This window comes from Sphingobium fontiphilum, assembly GCF_014196635.1.
Taxonomy (GTDB): domain Bacteria; phylum Pseudomonadota; class Alphaproteobacteria; order Sphingomonadales; family Sphingomonadaceae; genus Sphingobium; species Sphingobium fontiphilum.
Genome location: NZ_JACIEB010000003.1, coordinates 366119 through 384475, shown reverse-complemented (window position 1 = coordinate 384475; position 18357 = coordinate 366119). Strand labels below are relative to the sequence as shown.

General features: G+C 66.3%; 17 protein-coding genes. 13 read left to right on the top strand and 4 right to left on the bottom strand.

Going from position 1 to position 18357, the window contains the following annotated elements; genetic code table 11:
* Positions 1–325: 325 nt before the first annotated feature.
* Together GGR44_RS09025 and queF are read right to left on the bottom strand one after the other, a co-directional pair.
* Complete coding sequence (locus tag GGR44_RS09025; RefSeq protein ID WP_183955221.1) at positions 326–2965, bottom strand: M1 family metallopeptidase; 2640 nt, start codon at positions 2963–2965, stop codon at positions 326–328.
* A gap of 167 nt (positions 2966–3132) precedes the next feature.
* Positions 3133–3591: a preQ(1) synthase gene (queF, locus tag GGR44_RS09020; protein WP_183955220.1), complete on the bottom strand. Its 459-nt coding sequence runs from the start codon at positions 3589–3591 to the stop codon at positions 3133–3135.
* Between the two features lie 96 nt (positions 3592–3687).
* Between queF and GGR44_RS09015 the strand changes: the two genes are divergently transcribed.
* The 6 genes from GGR44_RS09015 (at position 3688) to GGR44_RS08990 (ending at position 10849) form a co-directional block, all read left to right on the top strand.
* Positions 3688–4866, top strand: coding sequence for a hypothetical protein (locus GGR44_RS09015; RefSeq protein ID WP_183955219.1), 1179 nt, complete (start codon positions 3688–3690; stop codon positions 4864–4866).
* A 71-nt stretch (positions 4867–4937) separates the two neighbouring features.
* Complete coding sequence (locus tag GGR44_RS09010; protein WP_183955292.1) at positions 4938–5783, top strand: sulfurtransferase; 846 nt, start codon at positions 4938–4940, stop codon at positions 5781–5783.
* Entirely contained in the window at positions 5780–7003 is a 1224-nt protein-coding gene (metC, locus tag GGR44_RS09005; protein WP_246344434.1) for a cystathionine beta-lyase, read from the top strand. Before GGR44_RS09010 ends, metC begins: the two co-directional genes overlap by 4 nt.
* On the top strand, positions 7000–8283 hold the full coding sequence (locus GGR44_RS09000) for a mechanosensitive ion channel family protein (RefSeq protein WP_183955217.1): 1284 nt from the start codon (positions 7000–7002) through the stop codon (positions 8281–8283). Before metC ends, GGR44_RS09000 begins: the two co-directional genes overlap by 4 nt.
* 191 nt (positions 8284–8474) lie before the next feature.
* On the top strand, positions 8475–9206 hold the full coding sequence (locus GGR44_RS08995) for a TorF family putative porin (RefSeq protein ID WP_183955216.1): 732 nt from the start codon (positions 8475–8477) through the stop codon (positions 9204–9206).
* Between the two features lie 119 nt (positions 9207–9325).
* Positions 9326–10849 carry a cysteine--tRNA ligase gene (locus GGR44_RS08990; protein ID WP_183955291.1) on the top strand — a complete coding sequence of 508 codons (1524 nt, stop codon included), beginning with the start codon at positions 9326–9328 and terminating at the stop codon, positions 10847–10849.
* 3 nt (positions 10850–10852) lie between these two features.
* Here the strand turns inward: GGR44_RS08990 and GGR44_RS08985 are convergent, their stop codons facing one another.
* Complete coding sequence (locus GGR44_RS08985; protein ID WP_183955215.1) at positions 10853–11509, bottom strand: cyclic nucleotide-binding domain-containing protein; 657 nt, start codon at positions 11507–11509, stop codon at positions 10853–10855.
* Positions 11510–11659: 150 nt separating this feature from the next.
* Here GGR44_RS08985 and GGR44_RS08980 point away from each other — a divergent pair, with 150 nt between their 5' ends.
* The 3 genes from GGR44_RS08980 (at position 11660) to GGR44_RS08970 (ending at position 15337) form a co-directional block, all read left to right on the top strand.
* Entirely contained in the window at positions 11660–13030 is a 1371-nt protein-coding gene (locus tag GGR44_RS08980; protein ID WP_183955214.1) for a class II 3-deoxy-7-phosphoheptulonate synthase, read from the top strand.
* Positions 13031–13303: 273 nt separating this feature from the next.
* Positions 13304–14269, top strand: a complete 966-nt coding sequence (locus GGR44_RS08975) for an MlaA family lipoprotein (RefSeq protein ID WP_183955213.1) — start codon at positions 13304–13306, stop codon at positions 14267–14269.
* 144 nt (positions 14270–14413) lie between these two features.
* The gene (locus tag GGR44_RS08970) at positions 14414–15337 is read left to right on the top strand and encodes a tetratricopeptide repeat protein (protein WP_183955212.1); all 924 of its coding nucleotides are present in this window, start codon (positions 14414–14416) and stop codon (positions 15335–15337) included.
* On the opposite strand, the gene GGR44_RS08965 is transcribed toward GGR44_RS08970, so the two are convergent.
* On the bottom strand, positions 15334–15996 hold the full coding sequence (locus GGR44_RS08965) for a winged helix-turn-helix transcriptional regulator (RefSeq protein WP_246344431.1): 663 nt from the start codon (positions 15994–15996) through the stop codon (positions 15334–15336). The two genes, GGR44_RS08970 and GGR44_RS08965, sit on opposite strands and share 4 nt — an antisense overlap.
* A 119-nt stretch (positions 15997–16115) precedes the next feature.
* On the opposite strand from GGR44_RS08965, the gene GGR44_RS08960 reads away from it, so the two are divergent.
* The 4 genes from GGR44_RS08960 to GGR44_RS08945 are packed head-to-tail and all read left to right on the top strand — an operon-like array spanning position 16116 to position 18256.
* Positions 16116–16475, top strand: a complete 360-nt coding sequence (locus GGR44_RS08960; protein ID WP_183955211.1) for a DUF1428 domain-containing protein — start codon at positions 16116–16118, stop codon at positions 16473–16475.
* Between the two features lie 31 nt (positions 16476–16506).
* The gene (locus GGR44_RS08955) at positions 16507–17316 is read left to right on the top strand and encodes a VOC family protein (protein WP_183955289.1); all 810 of its coding nucleotides are present in this window, start codon (positions 16507–16509) and stop codon (positions 17314–17316) included.
* A complete protein-coding gene (locus GGR44_RS08950; RefSeq protein ID WP_343052316.1) occupies positions 17313–17795 on the top strand; it encodes a VOC family protein in 483 nt (160 codons plus the stop codon). Before GGR44_RS08955 ends, GGR44_RS08950 begins: the two co-directional genes overlap by 4 nt.
* Positions 17792–18256, top strand: a complete 465-nt coding sequence (locus GGR44_RS08945; RefSeq protein WP_183955209.1) for an SRPBCC family protein — start codon at positions 17792–17794, stop codon at positions 18254–18256. Before GGR44_RS08950 ends, GGR44_RS08945 begins: the two co-directional genes overlap by 4 nt.
* Positions 18257–18357 lie beyond the last annotated feature (101 nt).

Genomic DNA, 18357 nt, shown 5'->3' with positions numbered 1-18357 from the left:
TGACGCACAGCGTTGATATTTGCGATATCGCCCTGCGGCGGCGTGAGGATGTTGCTGAACAGGGCCTCCGTTTCCTTCCACGCCTCGCAATTGGCGGCGTTGGCGAACTGGATGGTATCGTCCAGAGGCGTGGCAGTGGCCGGGACCACGTCGGTCGATGCCGCCGGGGCCGGAGACGGTGCTGGCAGCGATGCCGTTGGCTCTGGCCTTGCGGGCGGCGTGCTCCGGTCTTTTGTTTCGCATCGCTTTCGGCAGAAAACCGTTTCCCGCTTTTCCGCACGATGCCCTGACGGGGGCGATCCGGTGACGGACCGCCCCTTTGTCCTTACTTCTTCGCCGCGAACCAGGCCGTCAGCGCGGGCTTCAGCCGCGCCCGCGTTTCAATCCGGGTCGTGATCGTGGAGATGGCGCGATCCACCACCTTGCGCGATTCGGGCGTCAGATATTTGGTGGCATAGGCGTCCAGCTTCGTCGCCATCAGCGGCTCGGCCGAATTGATGCCCAGCCGCGCCAATGCTTGGCTGCGCGCCGACACGTCGATCAGCGCTTCATATTGCGCGCGGTGGGCCAGCACATAATCGACCGCCAGCATGGGATGTTCATAACCCACGGCGCTGATGATCGCCGCGCTGGTGGTCTTGCCTGGCTCGTCGGTCAGGGCCAGGTCAAGCGCCTTCTGGGCCAGCATCTTGTTCCTGGCGCTGCCCAGCAGGGCGAAGAGCGTGCTCTTTTCCAGATCGGTCTTGGCGGCGTTCGCCATGGCGCGCAGCTTGTCCCAAGTCGCCTGATCGGCATTTTCGGCGATGATGCGCAGCCAGACGTTCCTCAGCGGCCCGTCGAGCGCAGCGGGATCGCTGGCCAGTTTGGCGAAGCGTGCATTGGCTTCCGCCACCACGGCCGGGTCGCCCATGGCGCCCAGGGTCGACACCAGGCTGGCGCGCAGCACCGGCGTCTGCGGTCCTTCATCGGCCTTTGCATCATAGCCGATGGCCGTCAGCACCGGGCCGAGCTTGGCCGAGGCATAGGCCGCCACCTTGGCCTGCGCCGCCTTGTCGCTTTCCAGCATGTCATAGGCGCCGTTCAGATAGCCGGGCACTTCGGCCAGCACGGCGGGGCTGGCGCTGGCGGGCACCGCGTCGATCAGGTCGAGCGCCTGCCCCATGGGCTGATAGCCGCCCAGCCCAAGCTGCCAGTTGTCGGCCAACAGGCCGTTCTGATCGATGCTGGCGAGCTTGGTGAAATCCTTCGCCAGCGCGGTCACATTGGCGGCGGGATAGAGCGAGCGATAATAGCCCGTCTGCCCGGCATTGACGACATAGGCGCCGCAACCCGGCAGCGTCATCGTGCCCGCGCCCTGAAGGATCAGGCGCTGCGGCGCGCCGCCAATGGTCTGGGCCATCACCGGCACGTTCCATTTGAGCGGCGCCTTGTCCTTCTGGTCGCGGCTGAATTCGCCCTGGCTGAGCGTCAGCAGCGTGTTGCCGCCCTGACACTGAGCGCTGTCGACCTTGACCAGCGGGATGCCCGGCTTCGAGGTAAAGTCATGCGCGATGCTGACGAGACCCTTGGCCCCCGCGCCCTCGACCGCTTTCCACAGATCGTCGGTGACAGTATTGCCGTATGCGTGCGCCTTCATATAGGCTTGGATGCCGGCCTTCCACACATCCTCGCCGGCATAGCCTTCCAGCATGGTGATGACCGCTTCACCCTTTTGATAGGTGATGGCGTCGAACGCCTGATTCACCTCGTCGACGGTGGTGATCTTTTGCACGACCGGGTGGGTGGTGGCCAGCGCGTCAAGGCTCATCGCCGCCTCGCGCCCGTCGACGCGGGTCAGCAGCATTTCCCAGGTCGGTTGCAGCTTGTCGGTGACCTTGGTCGCCATCCAGCTCGCGAAGCCTTCGTTCAGCCACAGATCGTCCCACCAGGCCATGGTGACGAGATCGCCGAACCACTGGTGCGCCATTTCATGCGCGACCGTTTCATAGATGCGGCGCTTGGTTGCTTCGGACGTGAAACGGGGATCGACCAGCAAGGCCCGTTCGAAGGTGAAGATCGCGCCCCAGTTTTCCATCGCGCTGAAAAACTGGCTCTGGCCCGGCCCTGCGACATTGTCGAGCTTGGGCAGCGGATAGGGGGTGCCGAAATAGTCGTTGAACCAGGGCAGGATGGCGGCCGACGCGTCGAGCGCCAGTTGCGCCTTGCCGGTATTGCCCTTGCCGGTGATGACGCCGACTTCGGTGTCGCCAACCATCTTGGTCGCGCGATCGAGTTCGCCGAGGCCGAAGAACAGCAGATAGGACGACATTTTGGGGCTGGCGCCAAAGGTCACCTGGGTCTTGCCGCCGCCCAGATCCTTTGTTTCCTTGACCGGCATGTTGCCGACCGCCAACTGGCCGGTGGGGATGATGGCCGACAGGTCGAAGGTCGCCTTGTAGCTCGGCTCGTCGAAGCTCGGCACGAAGCGACGGGCGTCGGGCGCTTCGAACTGGGTGAAGAGCGCGCGCTTCGCCTGCCCCGCATTATCGGTGTAATCGAGCGCGAACAGGCCGTTCGCCTGGGTGTTGATGATGCCCGCATAGCTGATGGCGAGCTTGTAGCTGCCCGGCGCGAGAGGCTTGCCGAAATCGAGCGTCACCGTCTGCGCGTTCACGTCGACCTTGGCCGCGCCCTTGATCGCCTTGCCCCTGGCGGGGGTCAGCATGACGTCGCCGAAGCTGAGGTCAGCGGCGTTCAGCACCAGCACAGGCATTTGCGCCGCCACGGTGACGTCGATCGTCACCTGCCCGGTGAATTTGAGGTTGGGCGCGTCCGGCGTGACGGTGATCGCATAATGGGTGGGCGCGGCGCCGCGCGGCAACTGGGTGGTGATCCCTTCGGCGGGCGCGGCCAGCGCGGCGTTGGGCGCGACCAGCGCCAGGGGTGCTGTCGCCAGCATCAGGGGCAGGATTTTGGTAAGGGACATGGATGCAAGACTCCGACAAGTCTGAAATCGGCGGGCCGGGACGGCCGATCGCCGCGATGAAGCGGGGATCGGCCCTTTGCCGCGCGCGGTCAAGCGCCCCGCCGCCCGTTCCATGTCGTTTGTCGAAACGCGCGCGCCGTTCGTCGCCGGAACTTGCGAAAAAAACGCTATCCCCGGCCGCGATAGCCCGGCACGTCCTGCGGCGGCAGCCACATGCCTGCGGGCGGTTCGCCCGATTGCCAGAAAACGTCGATGGGAATGCCGCCGCGCGGATACCAGTAACCGCCGATGCGCAGCCAGACTGGCTGCATCTCGGCAAACAGCCGCTCGCCAATGCCGACGGTGCAATCCTCGTGAAAAGCGGCATGGTTGCGGAAAGCACCGAGAAACAGCTTCAGCGACTTGGATTCGACGATGGTCGCGCCGGGCGCATAGTCGATCACCAGATGGGCGAAATCGGGCTGGCCGGTCACCGGACAGAGCGACGTGAATTCCGGCGCGGCGAAGCGCACAAGATAGGGCTTGCCGGGGCGCGGATTGGGCACATAATCCAGCACCGCTTCGTCCGGGGAGGCGGGGAGGGCGCTGGCCTGACCCAGATGCAGGGGTTTGAGGCTATCGGTCATGCGGCTCCTCTACGCTATTGCACGGCTCCTGTCATCGCGTGCGCGCGTTCATCGGGCGTTCAGGCCCCGACAGGCTTTGCGCTGGCCATGGGGTCCATGAAAATCCGCCACATCGCGATCATGCTGGCGCTGTCGCCGGCCGATGCGCTGGCGCAGCAGAACAACGCCGCGCCCAGTCTTTCCCTGCAACCGGGCAGGCCCGCAGACACTCAGCCGCAGCGACAGGGCCCGGAACTGGACATATTCCACCCCGAGGTTGCGACGCCGCCGGCCGACGCGCCTGCGGTGGCGCCGACCCTCGCGCCGCAAGCGGCGCCTGCGCCAGCGCCCCGGACCACCAGCGACGCGACAGCGCCCGCCCCAACAAGACCCAAGCGGGAGCCGACGCGAAACGCTGCGACGCCTGCAAAGCAACCCGAAGCTGCAACACCGGCGGCCGTGACGGAACCCGAAGCATCGCCTGCCGGTGCAGCGACGCCCCCCGCCGAACCGGCCGCGCCGATCGCGGAGCCGCCGCAACCCGGCCCCGCGCCTGAAACCGCAGCAACGCCCGCGACGCCGGATAAGCGATGGGTCTGGATCATCGGCGGGCTGGCGCTGATCGGCGGCCTCGCCTTTTTGACCTGGCGGCGGCGCAAGCCCGAACCGCGGCCAGCCATTGCGGCGGATGGCGCCCCTGCGGCCGCGCCAGAGCCGCCGGTCGCGCCTGCGCTCGCCCCACCGCCGCCTGCGCCTGTGCCGGCCGTCCCGATTGCATCGCCGCGCGCGCGGCTCGCACTGGCGCTGGACATTATATCCGCGCGGCTGGGTCTGGCCGGGTTGACGGTGGGCTATCGTCTGACTCTGACCAATGAAGGCGAACTGGCGGCGCAGGACGCCGGCATCCGTGCGCTCATCGCCTCTGCCGGCACGAGTCCGGCTGAGGTGCTGCAACAGTTTTTCGACGGCGCCATCGGCCATCCGTTCGCCAACGGCTTGACCATCGAACCGGGCGCGTCCCATGCGGTGGGCGGCGAGATTACGCTGCCGCCCGAAACCACCTGGCCCATCGAAGTCGGGACGCGGCGGTTGCTGATCCCGCTGGTCGCGTTCGACGTGCAATACCGCTGGGCGCAAGGGGAAACGTCCGGCGCGGGCCGCACCGGCGGCGCCTTCATCGTCGGGCAGGAACAGGAGCCGCCCGCCCAGCGCCTCGCGCCCTTCCGCCTCGACCTTGGCCCGCGCCAGTATCGGCGGCCCGGCGCGCGCGCCACCGGCTTCGCGCCAGAGGGCTGAACCGGCGAACCGGCCCCTTTCCAGCACCGCCGCCACGGCCTAGGGTGAAGCCCGAAATTCCGGAGGCGTGCATGGACATATTGGTATCAACCGCATGGCTGGCGGCCGAACTGGGCGCGGACGATCTGGTCATACTGGACGCAACCCTTTTCCTGCCCGGCACGCCGCGCGACCCGCGCGCCGAATATCAGGCCGCCCATATCCCCGGCGCGGCCTTCCTCGATCTCGCCACGCTCGCCGATCCCGATCATCCCGCGCCGGGCATGGTTCCCCCGGACGCGCTGATGACGCACCATATGCGGGCGCTGGGCGTCAACGCTGACAGCCGCATCATCCTGTATGACAACAGCCCGATCCACAGCGCAGCGCGGGCATGGTGGATGATGGGGCTGTACGGCATAGGCGCGGGCGCGGCGATCCTGGATGGCGGCATGACCAAATGGCTGGCCGAAGGGCGACCGACGCAGGCGGGCGACTCCGCGCCGACGCCGGGCAACGCCGTCGCTTGCCGCCAGCCGGGCATGGTCCGCGACAAGGCCGCCATGATCGCCAATGTCGCCAGCGGCGCGGCGCAGGTGCTCGACGCGCGCGGGCCGGGGCGCTTTACCGGTGAGGAGAAGGAGCCGCGCCCCGGCATGGCGTCGGGCCATATCCCCGGATCGCGCAACCTGCCCTCACCCCTATTGTTCAAGCCCGACAACAGCATGAAGACCGGAGACGAACTGCGCGCCCTGTTCGTCAGGGCCGGGGTCGATTTCGACCAGCCTGTCATCACGACCTGCGGCAGCGGGGTGACCGCCGCCCTATTGCTCGCAGGCCTCAAACTGCTCGGCAAGGATGACGTGACCCTTTACGACGGAAGCTGGTCGGAATGGGGCATGGACCCGGAAACGCCCAAGGCGACGGGCGCGGCATGAGCATGAAGGACGAAGGCAAGGACGACCGCCGCCCGCTGACGAAGCTGGCGCAGGCCGGGCGGCGGGCGGAATGGACGGGGATGCCCGGCCAGCCCGGCGGCATCGTCAGCCCGCCGGTGTGGCGCGCATCGACCATCCTCTACGACGATGTCGCCCACCTGCGCCGCGCCGCGGGCAGCAGCACGCATGAACGGCTGTTCTATGGGCGCAAGGGCACGCCGACCGCCTGGTCGCTCGCCGACGCGCTCACCGAAATGGAGCCGGGCGCGGCGGGAACGATGCTGTTTCCCTCCGGCGTCGCGGCCATCGCCTGTGCGCTGATGGCGGTGCTCAAACCCGGCGACCAGTTGCTGATGGTCGACAGCGCCTATGATCCGACACGCGGCTTTTGCGAGCGGATGCTGCGGCCGCTGGGCATTGAGACGATCTATTACGACCCGCTCATCGGACCGGGCATCGCGGACCTGCTGACCGACCGGACGCGCGCCATCTTCATGGAAAGCCCCGGCAGCCTGACCTTCGAGGTGCAGGATGTGCCCGCCATCTGCGCCGTGGCGCGCGATCGGGGCATCGTGACGCTGATCGACAATACCTGGGCGACGCCGTTGTTCTTCCCGGCGCTGGCCCGTGGCGTCGACATTTCGATCCTCGCCTGCACCAAATATATCGTCGGCCATAGCGACGTGATGATGGGATCGGTCAGCGCCAGCGCCGACTGGTTCGAAACGATCCGGCAAAGCGCCTATCTGTTCGGCCAGATGGTCAGCCCCGACGACGCCTGGCTGGCGGCGCGCGGCCTGCGGACGCTGGGCGTGCGGCTGAAACAGCATCAGGACAGCGCGCTGGCGATCGCCCGCTGGCTGGTCGGACAGCCCGATGTCGCCCGCGTCCTGCACCCCGCCCTGTCTTCCTGCCCCGGCCATGACCTTTGGGCGCGCGACTTTTCCGGCGCCAGCGGCCTGTTCAGCTTCGTCCTGATGGGCGGCGACGAGGCCGCGCGCGCTGCATTGATCGACGGCCTCGACCATTTCGGCATCGGCTATAGCTGGGGCGGCTTTGAAAGTCTGGCCCTGCCCGTCGACCCGGCGCGATACCGCACCGCCACCCGATGGGACGGGGAGGGGCCGGTCGTGCGCCTGCAAGTCGGGCTGGAGGATCCCGCCGACCTGATCGCCGACCTCTCGGCGGGACTGGCCCGTTTCCGGGCGGCGCGGGGATGAGCGCGCGGGTCGCCACGTTGCTGGCCGCATTGCCGGGCGACGCCGCCATCGTCCATCCCGCCATGGCCATTGCCGTCATTGCGATCACCTATCTGATCGCCCGATCCGTCGCGCGCGTCGCCGCACCGCGCATCAGCCATGCCCTGCGTCAACCGGCCACGACAATGACGGGCCATTTGCGCCGCGCCATCCACTTCGGCATCGCCAGCCTGTTGCTGGCCGGCGCCGTCGCGCTGTGGCCTCAGGGCGATGTCGCCCACCTGATCCTGGGCGCCGCGCTGGGCCTGAGCGTGGCGATGTTTGCGGTTCAATTGCTCCACGCCGCCGCCATGCCGCGCTGGGCGGTGATGCTGGTGGCGTTGCTGCTGTTCGGACTGGTGCTGTCGAGCAGCAATGGCGGCGTCGTGCCGGTGCGCCACATGCTGGACAGCATCGGCATCGATCTGGGCAAGCGGCGGATCACGCTGCTCGGCATCGTCACCATCACCATCACCTCGATCGCGCTGTTCGCCGCGGTGCGTCTGGCCAACCGCGTCGTCAGCCGTTCGATCGCGCTGGCGGACGGTTTCGATGCGACCCAGAAGCTGCTGGCCCAGAAACTGGCGGCCATCGCCATCGTCATCGCGGCCTTCTTCATTGGCATCGACATGCTGGGCATCGACCTGACCGCCTTTGCCGTCTTTTCCGGCGCGCTCGGCCTGGCGGCGGGCTTTGGCCTTCAGAAGACCTTCGGCAATCTGATCGCGGGCATCATCCTGCTGATGGACCGGTCGATCAAGCCGGGCGACGTGATCGTCGTGGGCGACAGCTTCGGATGGGTCAACAAGATCGGCGTGCGCGCCGTCAGCGTCATCACCCGCGACGGCAAGGAACATCTGATTCCCAACGAGAATCTGATGACGCAGGAGGTGGAGAACTGGTCCTATTCCGACCGCAATGTCCGCATCCGCATTCCCGTTGGCGTGGGTTATGACGCCGACCTTGATCTCGCCCAGCGCCTGATGCTGGAAGCGGCGGGCGAATCGCCGCGCGTGCTGCAATCCCCGCCGCCCAATGTGTGGATGACCGGCTTTGGGGAGAGCAGGGTCGAATTCGACATATTGGTGTGGATCAACGATCCGGAAAGCGGCGTGGGCAATGTGCGCTCCGACGTGCTGGGGCGGTTGTGGCGGCTGTTCCGGGCGAACGGGGTCGCCATCCCCTATCCGCAGCGCATGCTGCACTGGGCCGCCGCGCGAGAGAAGGAGGGGGAGGCGGGGAGCAACAAGCCAGACATTTGACAGCAAAACAATGTTGCACAACGGCAACATTGAGCGGTTAAAAGAAACAATACAGCAATATTCTCTTGTGCGGTGCGGCATGGATCGGCATTGCGAAATCGTTACGACGACCTTGCCCACCCCGACATGGGCGACAGAGGCGAGGCGCTTAACGCAGGCGGGACGATCGCAGCACCACAAAGGGGTATATTATGCGTCAGTCCATTCTCGGCCTTTCGGCCCTTGCTCTGGCCGCCGTTTCGGCGCCGGCTTTCGCCCAGGATGAACCTTCCGACGGCTTCACCATCACCGGCAGCGCGGCTGTCACGTCCGACTATCGCTTCCGCGGCGTCAGCCAGAATCAGGAAAATTTCGCGATTCAGGGCGGCTTCACGCTCGCCCATGACAGCGGCTTCTATGTCAGCACCTGGGGTTCGAACATCGACTTCGGCCATGTTGGCGAAGGCAGCGCGGAAATCGACCTGATCGCGGGCTACGCGACCGAATTCACCCCCGGCTGGACCATCGACGGCGGCGTCACCTATTACTGGTATCCCGGCAACGACAAGGGCACCGATTTCGACATCGTCGAACCCTATCTGGCGGTTTCGGGCGCCATCGGCCCGGTCAAGACCAAGGTCGGCGTCGCTTATGCTCCCGACCAGAATTCGCTGGGCGATTCGAGCGCCGTCTATATCTATAACGACAACAACGCCGCCATCCCCGGCACGCCCTTCACGCTCAAAACGCATATCGGCTATGCCAAGAGCGACAGCTTCCTGGGCGGCCCCGACGGCGACGCCATCGACTATATGGGCGGCGTCGACACGAGCTGGAAGAACTTCACCTTCGGCATCGCCTACGTCAACACCGACTGGAAAGGCGTGAAGAACGCCGCGGGCGCCGACGGCGCCGTCGTCTTCTCGCTGACCGCCGCCTTCTGATCGGGCGATCCGCGTAAACAGGTTCAGGCCGCGATCCCCACGGGTCGCGGCCTTTTCCATGATGGCGGCGGCGACAAGCGCGGTTGACGCTTGCGCCAAAGCGCCGCATGGCTCGCGCCATGACCGACCAGCCCGCCCCTGCCGCACCCCTGCGCCTGTTCAACAGCCTGACCCGCGCGGTCGAGCCCTTCGCGCCGATCGAACCGGGCCATGCGCGCGTCTATAGCTGCGGCCCCACCGTCTATAATTACGCGCATCTGGGCAATTTGCGCGCCTATGTCTTTACCGACACGCTGCGCCGCGCGCTGATCTGGTCCGGCCTGTCCGTCACCCATATCATCAACATCACCGATGTCGGCCACCTGACCAGCGACGCCGACGCGGGCGACGACAAGATGGAGGCCGCCGCCCGCGCCAGCGCGAAAAGCATCTGGGACATTGCGGCCCACTATACCGACGCCTTCAAGCGCAACATCGCCGACCTCAACATCATCGCGCCCAGCGAATGGACGGTCGCCACCGACTATGTGCCGCAGATGATCGCCTTTGCGGAAAGGATCGCGCCCGACCATTGCTATGAACTGGCGAGCGGGCTCTATTTCGACAGCGCGAGCGTGCCCGACTATGGCGCATTGGCGGGTGGGCGCGACGACGCCGCCCACGCCCGGATCGACCCGGTGGCAGGCAAGCGCAACCCGTCGGACTTCGCCATCTGGCGCAAATCGGCCCCCGGCGAAAACCGCCAGATGGAATGGGACAGCCCCTGGGGCCGGGGCGCGCCGGGATGGCATCTGGAATGTTCGGTGATGAGCCAGGCGCGCCTCGGGCACCCGTTCGACATTCACACCGGCGGCATCGACCATCGCGAAATCCACCATCCCAATGAAATCGCGCAGAATCAGGCCTTCCATGCCGCCTGCTGCGGCGGCGGCGATGGGAGCGCGGCGGCGGCCGGCTTCACCGGCGCGCGCTGGTGGATGCACAATAATTTCCTGGTGGATCGCCAGGGCAAGATGAGCAAGTCGAAGGGCGGGTTCACCACGCTCTTCTCGCTGATCGATGCGGGCGTCCATCCGCTGGCCTATCGCCTGCTCTGCCTGACCGCTCATTATCGCAGCGAGCTGGAGTTCAGCGCCGACAGCGTCGCCGCCGCGCTGACCCGCCTGAAGCGGCTGGTCATGGGAGTCGAAGGGTTGAAGGCCCGCGCCGAAGGGGCCGACTGGCGGTCGGATGATCCGGCGGTGCTGCGCGCGACCATGCCGATCAAACTCGCCCCGCTGCTCGAACAGTTTGACGAGGCCATCGCCGACGACCTGATGACCCCGCGCTGCCTGCCGCTGCTGGAGGAAGCCATTGCGATGAAGAAAGTCCCGGTCGACGACAAGCTGCGCCTGATCGCTGCGTTCGACCGGGTGCTGGGCCTCAATCTGCTGACCCTGAACCGCGCAGACCTGCGCCTGCGGCCAAAGGACGCCACGATCACCGAAGCGGAGATCGAGGCGGAGATGGCGCGCCGCCGCGCCGCCCGCGCGGACAAGGATTTCGCCCTGTCCGACAGCATCCGCGACTCGCTGGGCGCGTGCGGCGTGGAGGTGATGGACGGCGACCCGCTAGGCTGGGAATGGCGACTGGCGCTCGGCTGAGGGTTACTCGATCCGCCCCGCCAGCGCCCGGTTGCTCTCCTCCAGCTTGCCGCGCAGTGCCGCCGCGAAACTCTTGCGAAGCGCCAGCCCCACGCCGCTATGCACGGCGACATAGTCGCGCAGCGCCGGGGCGAGCATGAACCACAGCCGGCTGTCGCTTTCCAAAACCACGGTCGCGGTGGCGGGCGCATCATCCAGCGCCCCCGCTTCCCCGATCAGTTCGCCAGCGCCAATCCGGCCGACCAGTTGCCCGGCGCGCATCACCCGCGCCTCGCCCCGCGCCAGGAAGAACAGGCTGGTCAACGCCTCGCCCTCGCGCGTCAGCGTTTCGCCAGCCCGCGCCGTCAGCCAATGCCCCTGATCGAGCAGGGCGCGCGCCGCCGTCGCATCCAGGCCGGTCAGATAGCGATCCTTCATCACCGCCTCGTCGGGCGTAAACCGCACCATCCCGGCGCGCAGCATCTGCACGACCAGCGGCGCGGCGCCGACCAGCAATCCCGCCCCGGCGATGCCCGCGACGATCCACAGGCCTTGCGCGACGGCCCCGGCCAGAATTAACGCCGCCGCCAGCACCGCCGCCATCCGGCAACGCCGCAAATCGGGCATGGCGAGCGCAATAACCAGCGCCAGCCCGCCCGCGATCATCCCCATGTCGCCCATGAATCACCTTCCTTACCCGTCATCCTCTAACCCTAAAGCGGCGCGACGCGCATGAAAACCGCCGTGCGACCGCGCTTATGCTTGCCTTGACCCCTTCACAGGCGTAGAGGCGGCCCCTATTTTTCAGGCTTAATGGCAGGAGTGCGTGACGTGGCGGCGAATTGGACGCCGGAAAGCTGGCGGTCCCATCAGGGGCTGCAGATGCCGGAGTATAAGGACAAGGCGGCGCTGGCCGCGGTCGAAACCCAGCTTGGCAGCTTTCCTCCGCTCGTCTTTGCGGGCGAAGCGCGCAACCTGAAGGCGGAACTGGCGAAGGTTTCGGCCGGCAACGCTTTCCTGCTCCAGGGCGGCGATTGCGCCGAAAGCTTCGCGGAGTTCCACCCGAACAACATCCGCGACACGTTCCGCGTGCTGTTGCAGATGGCGGTGGTGCTGACCTTCGCGTCGAAGCTGCCGGTGGTGAAGGTCGGCCGCATGGCGGGCCAGTTCGCCAAGCCCCGCTCGGCGGCGACCGAGACCATCGATGGCGTCGAACTGCCCAGCTATCGCGGCGACAATGTCAACGACATCGCTTTCACGCCCGAATCGCGGGAGCCCGATCCGCAGCGCATGGTGCGCGCCTATAACCAGTCGGCGGCGACCCTCAATCTGCTGCGCGCCTTTTCGACCGGCGGCTATGCCACGCTGGACCATGTCCACCAATGGACGCTGGACTTCATGGGCCGCAGCCCCTGGTCGGCCAAGTTCGAGGAAATGGCGGACCGCATTGGCGAGGCGCTGGCCTTCATGCGCGCCTGCGGCCTCGACGCGGAAACCGTGCCGCAATTGAAGGGCACGGATTTCTACACCAGCCATGAAGCCTTGCTGCTGCCCTATGAACAGGCGTTGACGCGGCGCGATTCGCTGACCGGACAATGGTATGACACGTCGGCCCACATGCTGTGGATCGGCGACCGCACCCGGTTCGACGGGTCGGCCCATGTCGAATATCTGCGCGGCATCGGCAATCCGATCGGCATGAAATGCGGTCCGACGCTGGAGCCCGATGCGCTGCTGCGCCTGCTCGACACGCTTAACCCGTCAAGGGAAGCCGGGCGGATCACGCTCATCACCCGCTATGGCCATGACAAGATCGAGGCGGGCCTGCCCAGACTGGTCCGCGCGGTGATGCGCGAAGGCCATCCGGTGGTGTGGAGCTGCGACCCGATGCACGGCAACGTCGTCAAGGCCGCCAATGGGTACAAGACCCGTCCGTTCGACCGTATCCTGGCCGAAGTGCGCGGCTTCTTCGCCGTCCACAGGGCGGAGGGCAGCTTTGGCGGCGGCATCCATGCCGAAATGACCGGGCAGAATGTGACGGAATGCACCGGCGGCGCCATCGCCATCACCGACGAAGGGCTGGCCGACCGTTACCACACTCATTGCGACCCGCGCCTCAACGCGGCGCAGAGCCTGGAACTGGCTTTCCTGCTCGCCGAAATGCTGAACGAGGAACTGAAGGAACGCCGCGCGGCGGCCTGATTTTCGGTCTTTTACCGACAGGGGGCGAGCCGCAATGGGCCGCGCCCCGTCGGATTCACCGGTCGTTCATCTGCTATGACCGATGGAACGACCGGTCCCGAAAATGATTTATACGGTCGGAACCGGCGCCAGCATGATTTTCGGACTGAGGTTTTTCCGCTTCGGCGGAGTCCTGTTATGCAGGCGGTTGGCGCACGCACGGGCATCCGGGCGTGGTTGCCGGTCTTTCGGGCGCGCCGGCGCGCCGCCAAACTGGGGTAGAGTGACCGTCGAATGAGTTTTCAACTGCTGGCCATCCCCCTGCTTGCCGCCAGTCAGCCCCCGGCCGCCCAGCTTGCCTATGCGCCCATGGCTTTGGCCGACGAACAGGTCATATCCGGGTCCGACCCGGTCGCTCCGCCGGCGGAGGCTGCGGCCGCACCGGACGAGCAACCCACTTCCACGCCGCCGTCCCCGTCCAGCGGCGAAATCATCATCACCGGGCGCAAGCGGATCGCCGCCGACCCCGTGGAGGAGATCAACGTCGCCTCGTTCAAGGCGGTGCAGGCTGTGGACGAGGCGGTGGTCGGCCCGATCGCGACGACCTATAAGGACACTATGCCGCGCGCCGCGCGCCGTGGCGTGACCAATGTGCTGAAAAATCTCGACGAACCGATCGTGTTCGTGAACTTCCTGCTACAGATGAAGCCTGGCAAGGCGGCCGAAACCGCCGGCCGGTTCGTCATCAACACGACTTTGGGCATCGCGGGCCTGTTCGACATCGCCAAGCGCAAGCCGTTCCACCTGCCCCGCCGGTCCAATGGCATGGCCGACACGCTGGGCTATTATGGCGTTGGGCCCGGCCCCTATTTCTTTCTGCCGGTGATCGGCCCTACCACCTTGCGCGACATGCTGGCGCGCCCCTTTGACCTGGCGATCCTGCCGTTGGCGGTCGGTAAGCCCTTCAACACGCCGCTATTCGCCGTTTCCAAGACCGTCATCAGCTCGCTCGACGAACGCGCCAATAATGATGACCTGATCAGGAAGCTGCGCGACGAGAGCGCCGATCCCTACGCCACCACCCGCGATTTTTATCTGGCGCGGCGCAAGGCGGAAATAGATGTTCTGCGCGGAATGCGCACCAGCCTCGACGATCCCGCGCCGCCAGAGCGCAGGACGAAGCAACGCCCCGTCACGGCGCCTGTTTCCGGTGAGCCAGTCTCCTCTCAGGGCGAACCTTCCACCTCGACGCAGCCGTGAACAGCCTGTTGCGCCATCGGGAACCATTGCGCGATTTCAGCCTTCCCGACCGGCCCACAGCCCACTAACGCCGGGCGCGCCGCTTGATCGCACGCGAAGCCCTGCTAAACCCCCGTGCAGCCGCCATTTTGCCGGGGAAATTTCATGCGCCGCGCCCTATGCCTGTTCCTGATCGCCAGCGCCGCGCCATCGGCCCGGGCGGAAGTGTTCGAAATGAACGGCCATTTCCCGGCGCGCTGGCGGGAGGTCAGTCTGGCGCGCAGCATCGGCGTCGACCGCATCGCCGGACGGGATGGCGCGGCGTTGGCCCTCGCCATCGAGGACCGGCTGGCGCGCACCGGGCCGGATGGAGCGCCCCATTATGATCTGATCGCGCTGACCCGCAATGGCCCCGACGCGGACATGATCGTCAACGGCATGGCCGACGCCACGGTGCGCGACAGCAACGTGAAGCGACAGAAGGAGCAATGCGTCGAGCGGTCGGGCGACAAATGCGTCCGCAAGGAAAAGGTCGAGGCGCTCTGCCTGCAACAGACGGTCAGTTTCTCGTCCACATTGCGGGTGGCGGACAGCGGCGACGGGCGCATTCTTTACACCGAAACCCGCCCGCAGACCGACATCATCGTGACCTGTCCGGGCGACAAGGATCAGCGCAGCCCACGCGATTCGATCCGCCGGATGGTCGGGACCGCTGCCGATCGCTTTGTCGACGACATCACCCCGCGCCATGAAAATTACCGCGTGCGCCTGCGCGAAGGGCGTGAGGGCATGGACAAGGCGACCGGCCAGCGGTTCCGCGACAGCGTCAAACTGTCCCAACGCGACGCCGACGCCGCCTGCGCCCAATGGGCCGACATGGACCGCGCCTTGCCGGGCAACGCATCGCTGCTCTTCAACCTGGGCTTGTGCGCCGAACGCCGGGGCGATTATGGCGTGGCCGAGGCTTTCTATACCCGCGCGGGACAGGGCGGCATTCGCGGCGGCGAGTTCAGGGAAGGCGTCGAGCGCGTCCGCGCCTTGACCGTCGGGCGCGACGATGCCGCCAGGCGGGCGCGCCAGCGCCGCTAATGGCTCCCGGCGGCTGGCGCCTTGGGCGGCAGCGGGAACAGGCCCGTGAACCAGCGGGCAAGCGCCGCATCCCCCTCCACCCGCAACCCGTCGAGCGCCTCCAGCGGCGCGGCCGCATAGAGGGCGGCGGCGAGCGCGTTCTGATCGCCGCTGAAAATCGCGTCGGCTCCATCGGCCTGTCCGCGATCCAGCCGCATGTCGCCATCGGCCAGCACCGCGCGAAACTGCTCCTCGCCGAAACGGAAGCCGATGGCGGCGCGCCTGTCGCCGATCCGGTCCCGCGCGATCATGGTGCGCATCGACAGGATGACCGACGACACGCTCATCGGCATCCCCGGCCGCATGGTGGGGGATCGCGCCGCCCAACGCCCGATGACCTGAAACAATATTTCCGATTCACGCCCCCAGTCGGTGAGGTCATAGACCTGCACGGAGGCGGGCGGCGGCAGACGGCGGCGAATGACGATGGCCCCGGCCTCCAGTTCCTCCAGCCGCTGCGTCAGCACATTGGCGCTGATGCCGGGCAGGGCGGCGCGCAGGTCGGAAAAGCGTTTCGGCCCCAATATCAGTTCGCGGATGACGGGCATGGCCCAGCGGTCGCCAACCAGATCCAGCGCATGAGCGGTGGCGCACCCGTCGATATAGGCTCTCTTTTTCAACTCAACCCATTCTGGTTATATTTCATAACTTGTGAGTTGAATTATGTAAGTCATGGCGGCACAAGGATCAAGCCGCGAGTCGCTCGACGGTCGCGGCGCCTGTGCCGAGGAGAGAGAATATGGCCTATATGGAAGGCTTCGTCATTCCCGTGCCGCGCGGCAACAAGGAAGCCTATCGCGCGCTGGCGGCGAAGGCCGCGCCGATTTTCATCGAATATGGCGCAACCCGCGTCGTCGAATGCTGGGCCGACGATATAAAGCCCGGCAAGATCAATGATTTTCGCACCGCCGTGATCGCGGAAGAAGGCGAGGAGGTCGTCTTTTCCTGGATCGAATGGCCCAGCCGCGAAATCCGCGACGCCGCCCATGACAAGATCATGGCCGATGAACGGATGCAGCCGGAGGATGGCGACATGCCCTTTGCCGGCGCGCGCCTCATCTATGGCGGCTTTTCCGTGCTGGTGGACGAGCGCGCCTGATCCTTTTCCTCCTTCCCCCTGGAGAGCGATGATGACCGACCCGAACGGCCGATTCTTCTGGTATGAACTGATGACCAGCGATCCGCAGGGCGCGATCGCCTTTTACAGCCACGTCGTCGGCTGGACGAGCGCGGCATTCGGCGGCGATGTGGGCTATCCCTACACCATCATCTCGGGCAGCGCCGGGCCGTTGGGCGGGATCATGGCGATTCCCGACGACGCGAAGGATTGCGGCATGCAACCCTGGTGGGGCGGCTATATCGGCTCGGCTGATGTCGATGCCGATGCCCGGCGACTGACCGACGCGGGCGGATCGGTGCGCCGCGCGCCGGAGGACATAGCTGGCGTCGGCCGCTTCGCCGTGATCGGCGATCCGGGCGGCGCGACCTTCATGCTGATGAAAGGCTCCAGCCCCGAAGGCATGGATGCGCCGCCCCCGATGGCGACCGGCCATGTCGGCTGGCACGAGCTTTACAGCGGCGCTTTCGACGCCGATCTCGCCTTCTACACCGGACAGTTCGGCTGGACCACAGGCGACGCCATGGACATGGGCGAGATGGGCCAATATCAGCTTTTCTCCCAATCCGGCGACGCCGATTTTGAGGCGATGGACGGCGGCATGATGGCCCGCCCCGCCGAAATGCCCATGCCGCTGTGGCTTTTCTATTTCGTCGTGACCGATATAGACGCGGCGGTCGAAAGGGTGAAGGCGGGCGGCGGCACGGTGCTGAACGGCCCGATGGAAGTGCCGGGCGGCGCATGGATCATTCAGGGGCTAGACCCGCAGGGCGCGATGTTCGCGCTGGTGGGAATGCGCGCCGACGCGGAAAAGGGCGCGTGACCGGCGTTATCGCGCCTTGCCTGTGGTTCGACGGGCAGGCGGAGGAAGCGGCGCGCTTCTACGTCGACCTGTTCGGCGGCTCGATCGACGCGGTCAGCCATTATGGCGATGGCATGGCGGCGCCCGCCGGAACCGCCATGCTCGTCGCCTTCACCCTGCGCGGGCGACCGTTCCAGGCGCTGAACGGCGGCCCGCAATTCCCCTTTACCGAGGCCATTTCCTTGTCGGTCGCCTGCGCCGACCAGGCGGAGGTCGACAGGCTGTTCGACGCGCTGACCGCCGATGGCGGGACGCCAAGCCGATGTGGATGGGTAAAGGACCGATATGGGCTGTCCTGGCAACTGGTTCCGCAAAGCGTGATCGCCATGCACGCAAGCGGCGACAGCGCCGCCATCGGCCGGATGATGGCCGCGATGATGCCAATGGGCAAGCTGGACGTCGCCAAGCTGGAGGCGGCTTTTGGAGGGGAAGCGATATGAGCGACAATCTCCATGAATTGTCCGTCACGCGCCATATCGCCGCGCCGCCATCGGTCGTGTGGCGCGTGTGGACTCAGCAAACCGCCGAATTCTGGTGCCCAAAGCCCTGGCGGGCCGAAATCATCGAAATGGACCTGCGCCCCGGCGGCCGCTTCGCCATGCTGATGAAAGGCCCCGATGGCGAGGAAATGCCGAGCGACGGCGTCTTTCTGGAGGTTGTCCCCGAACGGCTGGCCGTCACCACCGACGCCTTCCGCGCCGGGTGGATTCCCGCTGAGCCCTTTATGACCGGCATTTTCGCGTTCGAGCCGGAGGGCGATGGCACGCGCTATACCGGAACGGCCCGTCATTGGAGCGATGAAGCGATGCAGAGCCACAAGGATATGGGCTTTGAACAGGGCTGGGCCATCGTCGCCGACCAGCTTGCCGAACTGGCGGAAGCGGCCATGGCGGCCGACTGAAAACGGGCGGAAGGCCGCGCTCGGGCGTTGACTTTGCGCGGCCCTTTCCCTATCGGAGCCAGCCTGACAAGAGGCCGCCGGCTTTGGCGGCCCTTTTTCGT

What these genes read in the sequence shown, in the direction of transcription:
- GGR44_RS09025 (WP_183955221.1), bottom strand. Translation starts at nt 2,965, where the DNA reads ATGTCCCTTACCAAAATCCTGCCCCTGATGCTGGCGACAGCACCCCTG.
- queF (WP_183955220.1), bottom strand. Translation starts at nt 3,591, where the DNA reads ATGACCGATAGCCTCAAACCCCTGCATCTGGGTCAGGCCAGCGCCCTC.
- GGR44_RS09015 (WP_183955219.1), top strand. Translation starts at nt 3,688, where the DNA reads ATGAAAATCCGCCACATCGCGATCATGCTGGCGCTGTCGCCGGCCGAT.
- GGR44_RS09010 (WP_183955292.1), top strand. Translation starts at nt 4,938, where the DNA reads ATGGACATATTGGTATCAACCGCATGGCTGGCGGCCGAACTGGGCGCG.
- metC (WP_246344434.1), top strand. Translation starts at nt 5,780, where the DNA reads ATGAGCATGAAGGACGAAGGCAAGGACGACCGCCGCCCGCTGACGAAG.
- GGR44_RS09000 (WP_183955217.1), top strand. Translation starts at nt 7,000, where the DNA reads ATGAGCGCGCGGGTCGCCACGTTGCTGGCCGCATTGCCGGGCGACGCC.
- GGR44_RS08995 (WP_183955216.1), top strand. Translation starts at nt 8,475, where the DNA reads ATGCGTCAGTCCATTCTCGGCCTTTCGGCCCTTGCTCTGGCCGCCGTT.
- GGR44_RS08990 (WP_183955291.1), top strand. Translation starts at nt 9,326, where the DNA reads ATGACCGACCAGCCCGCCCCTGCCGCACCCCTGCGCCTGTTCAACAGC.
- GGR44_RS08985 (WP_183955215.1), bottom strand. Translation starts at nt 11,509, where the DNA reads ATGGGCGACATGGGGATGATCGCGGGCGGGCTGGCGCTGGTTATTGCG.
- GGR44_RS08975 (WP_183955213.1), top strand. Translation starts at nt 13,304, where the DNA reads ATGAGTTTTCAACTGCTGGCCATCCCCCTGCTTGCCGCCAGTCAGCCC.
- GGR44_RS08970 (WP_183955212.1), top strand. Translation starts at nt 14,414, where the DNA reads ATGCGCCGCGCCCTATGCCTGTTCCTGATCGCCAGCGCCGCGCCATCG.
- GGR44_RS08960 (WP_183955211.1), top strand. Translation starts at nt 16,116, where the DNA reads ATGGCCTATATGGAAGGCTTCGTCATTCCCGTGCCGCGCGGCAACAAG.
- GGR44_RS08955 (WP_183955289.1), top strand. Translation starts at nt 16,507, where the DNA reads ATGACCGACCCGAACGGCCGATTCTTCTGGTATGAACTGATGACCAGC.
- GGR44_RS08945 (WP_183955209.1), top strand. Translation starts at nt 17,792, where the DNA reads ATGAGCGACAATCTCCATGAATTGTCCGTCACGCGCCATATCGCCGCG.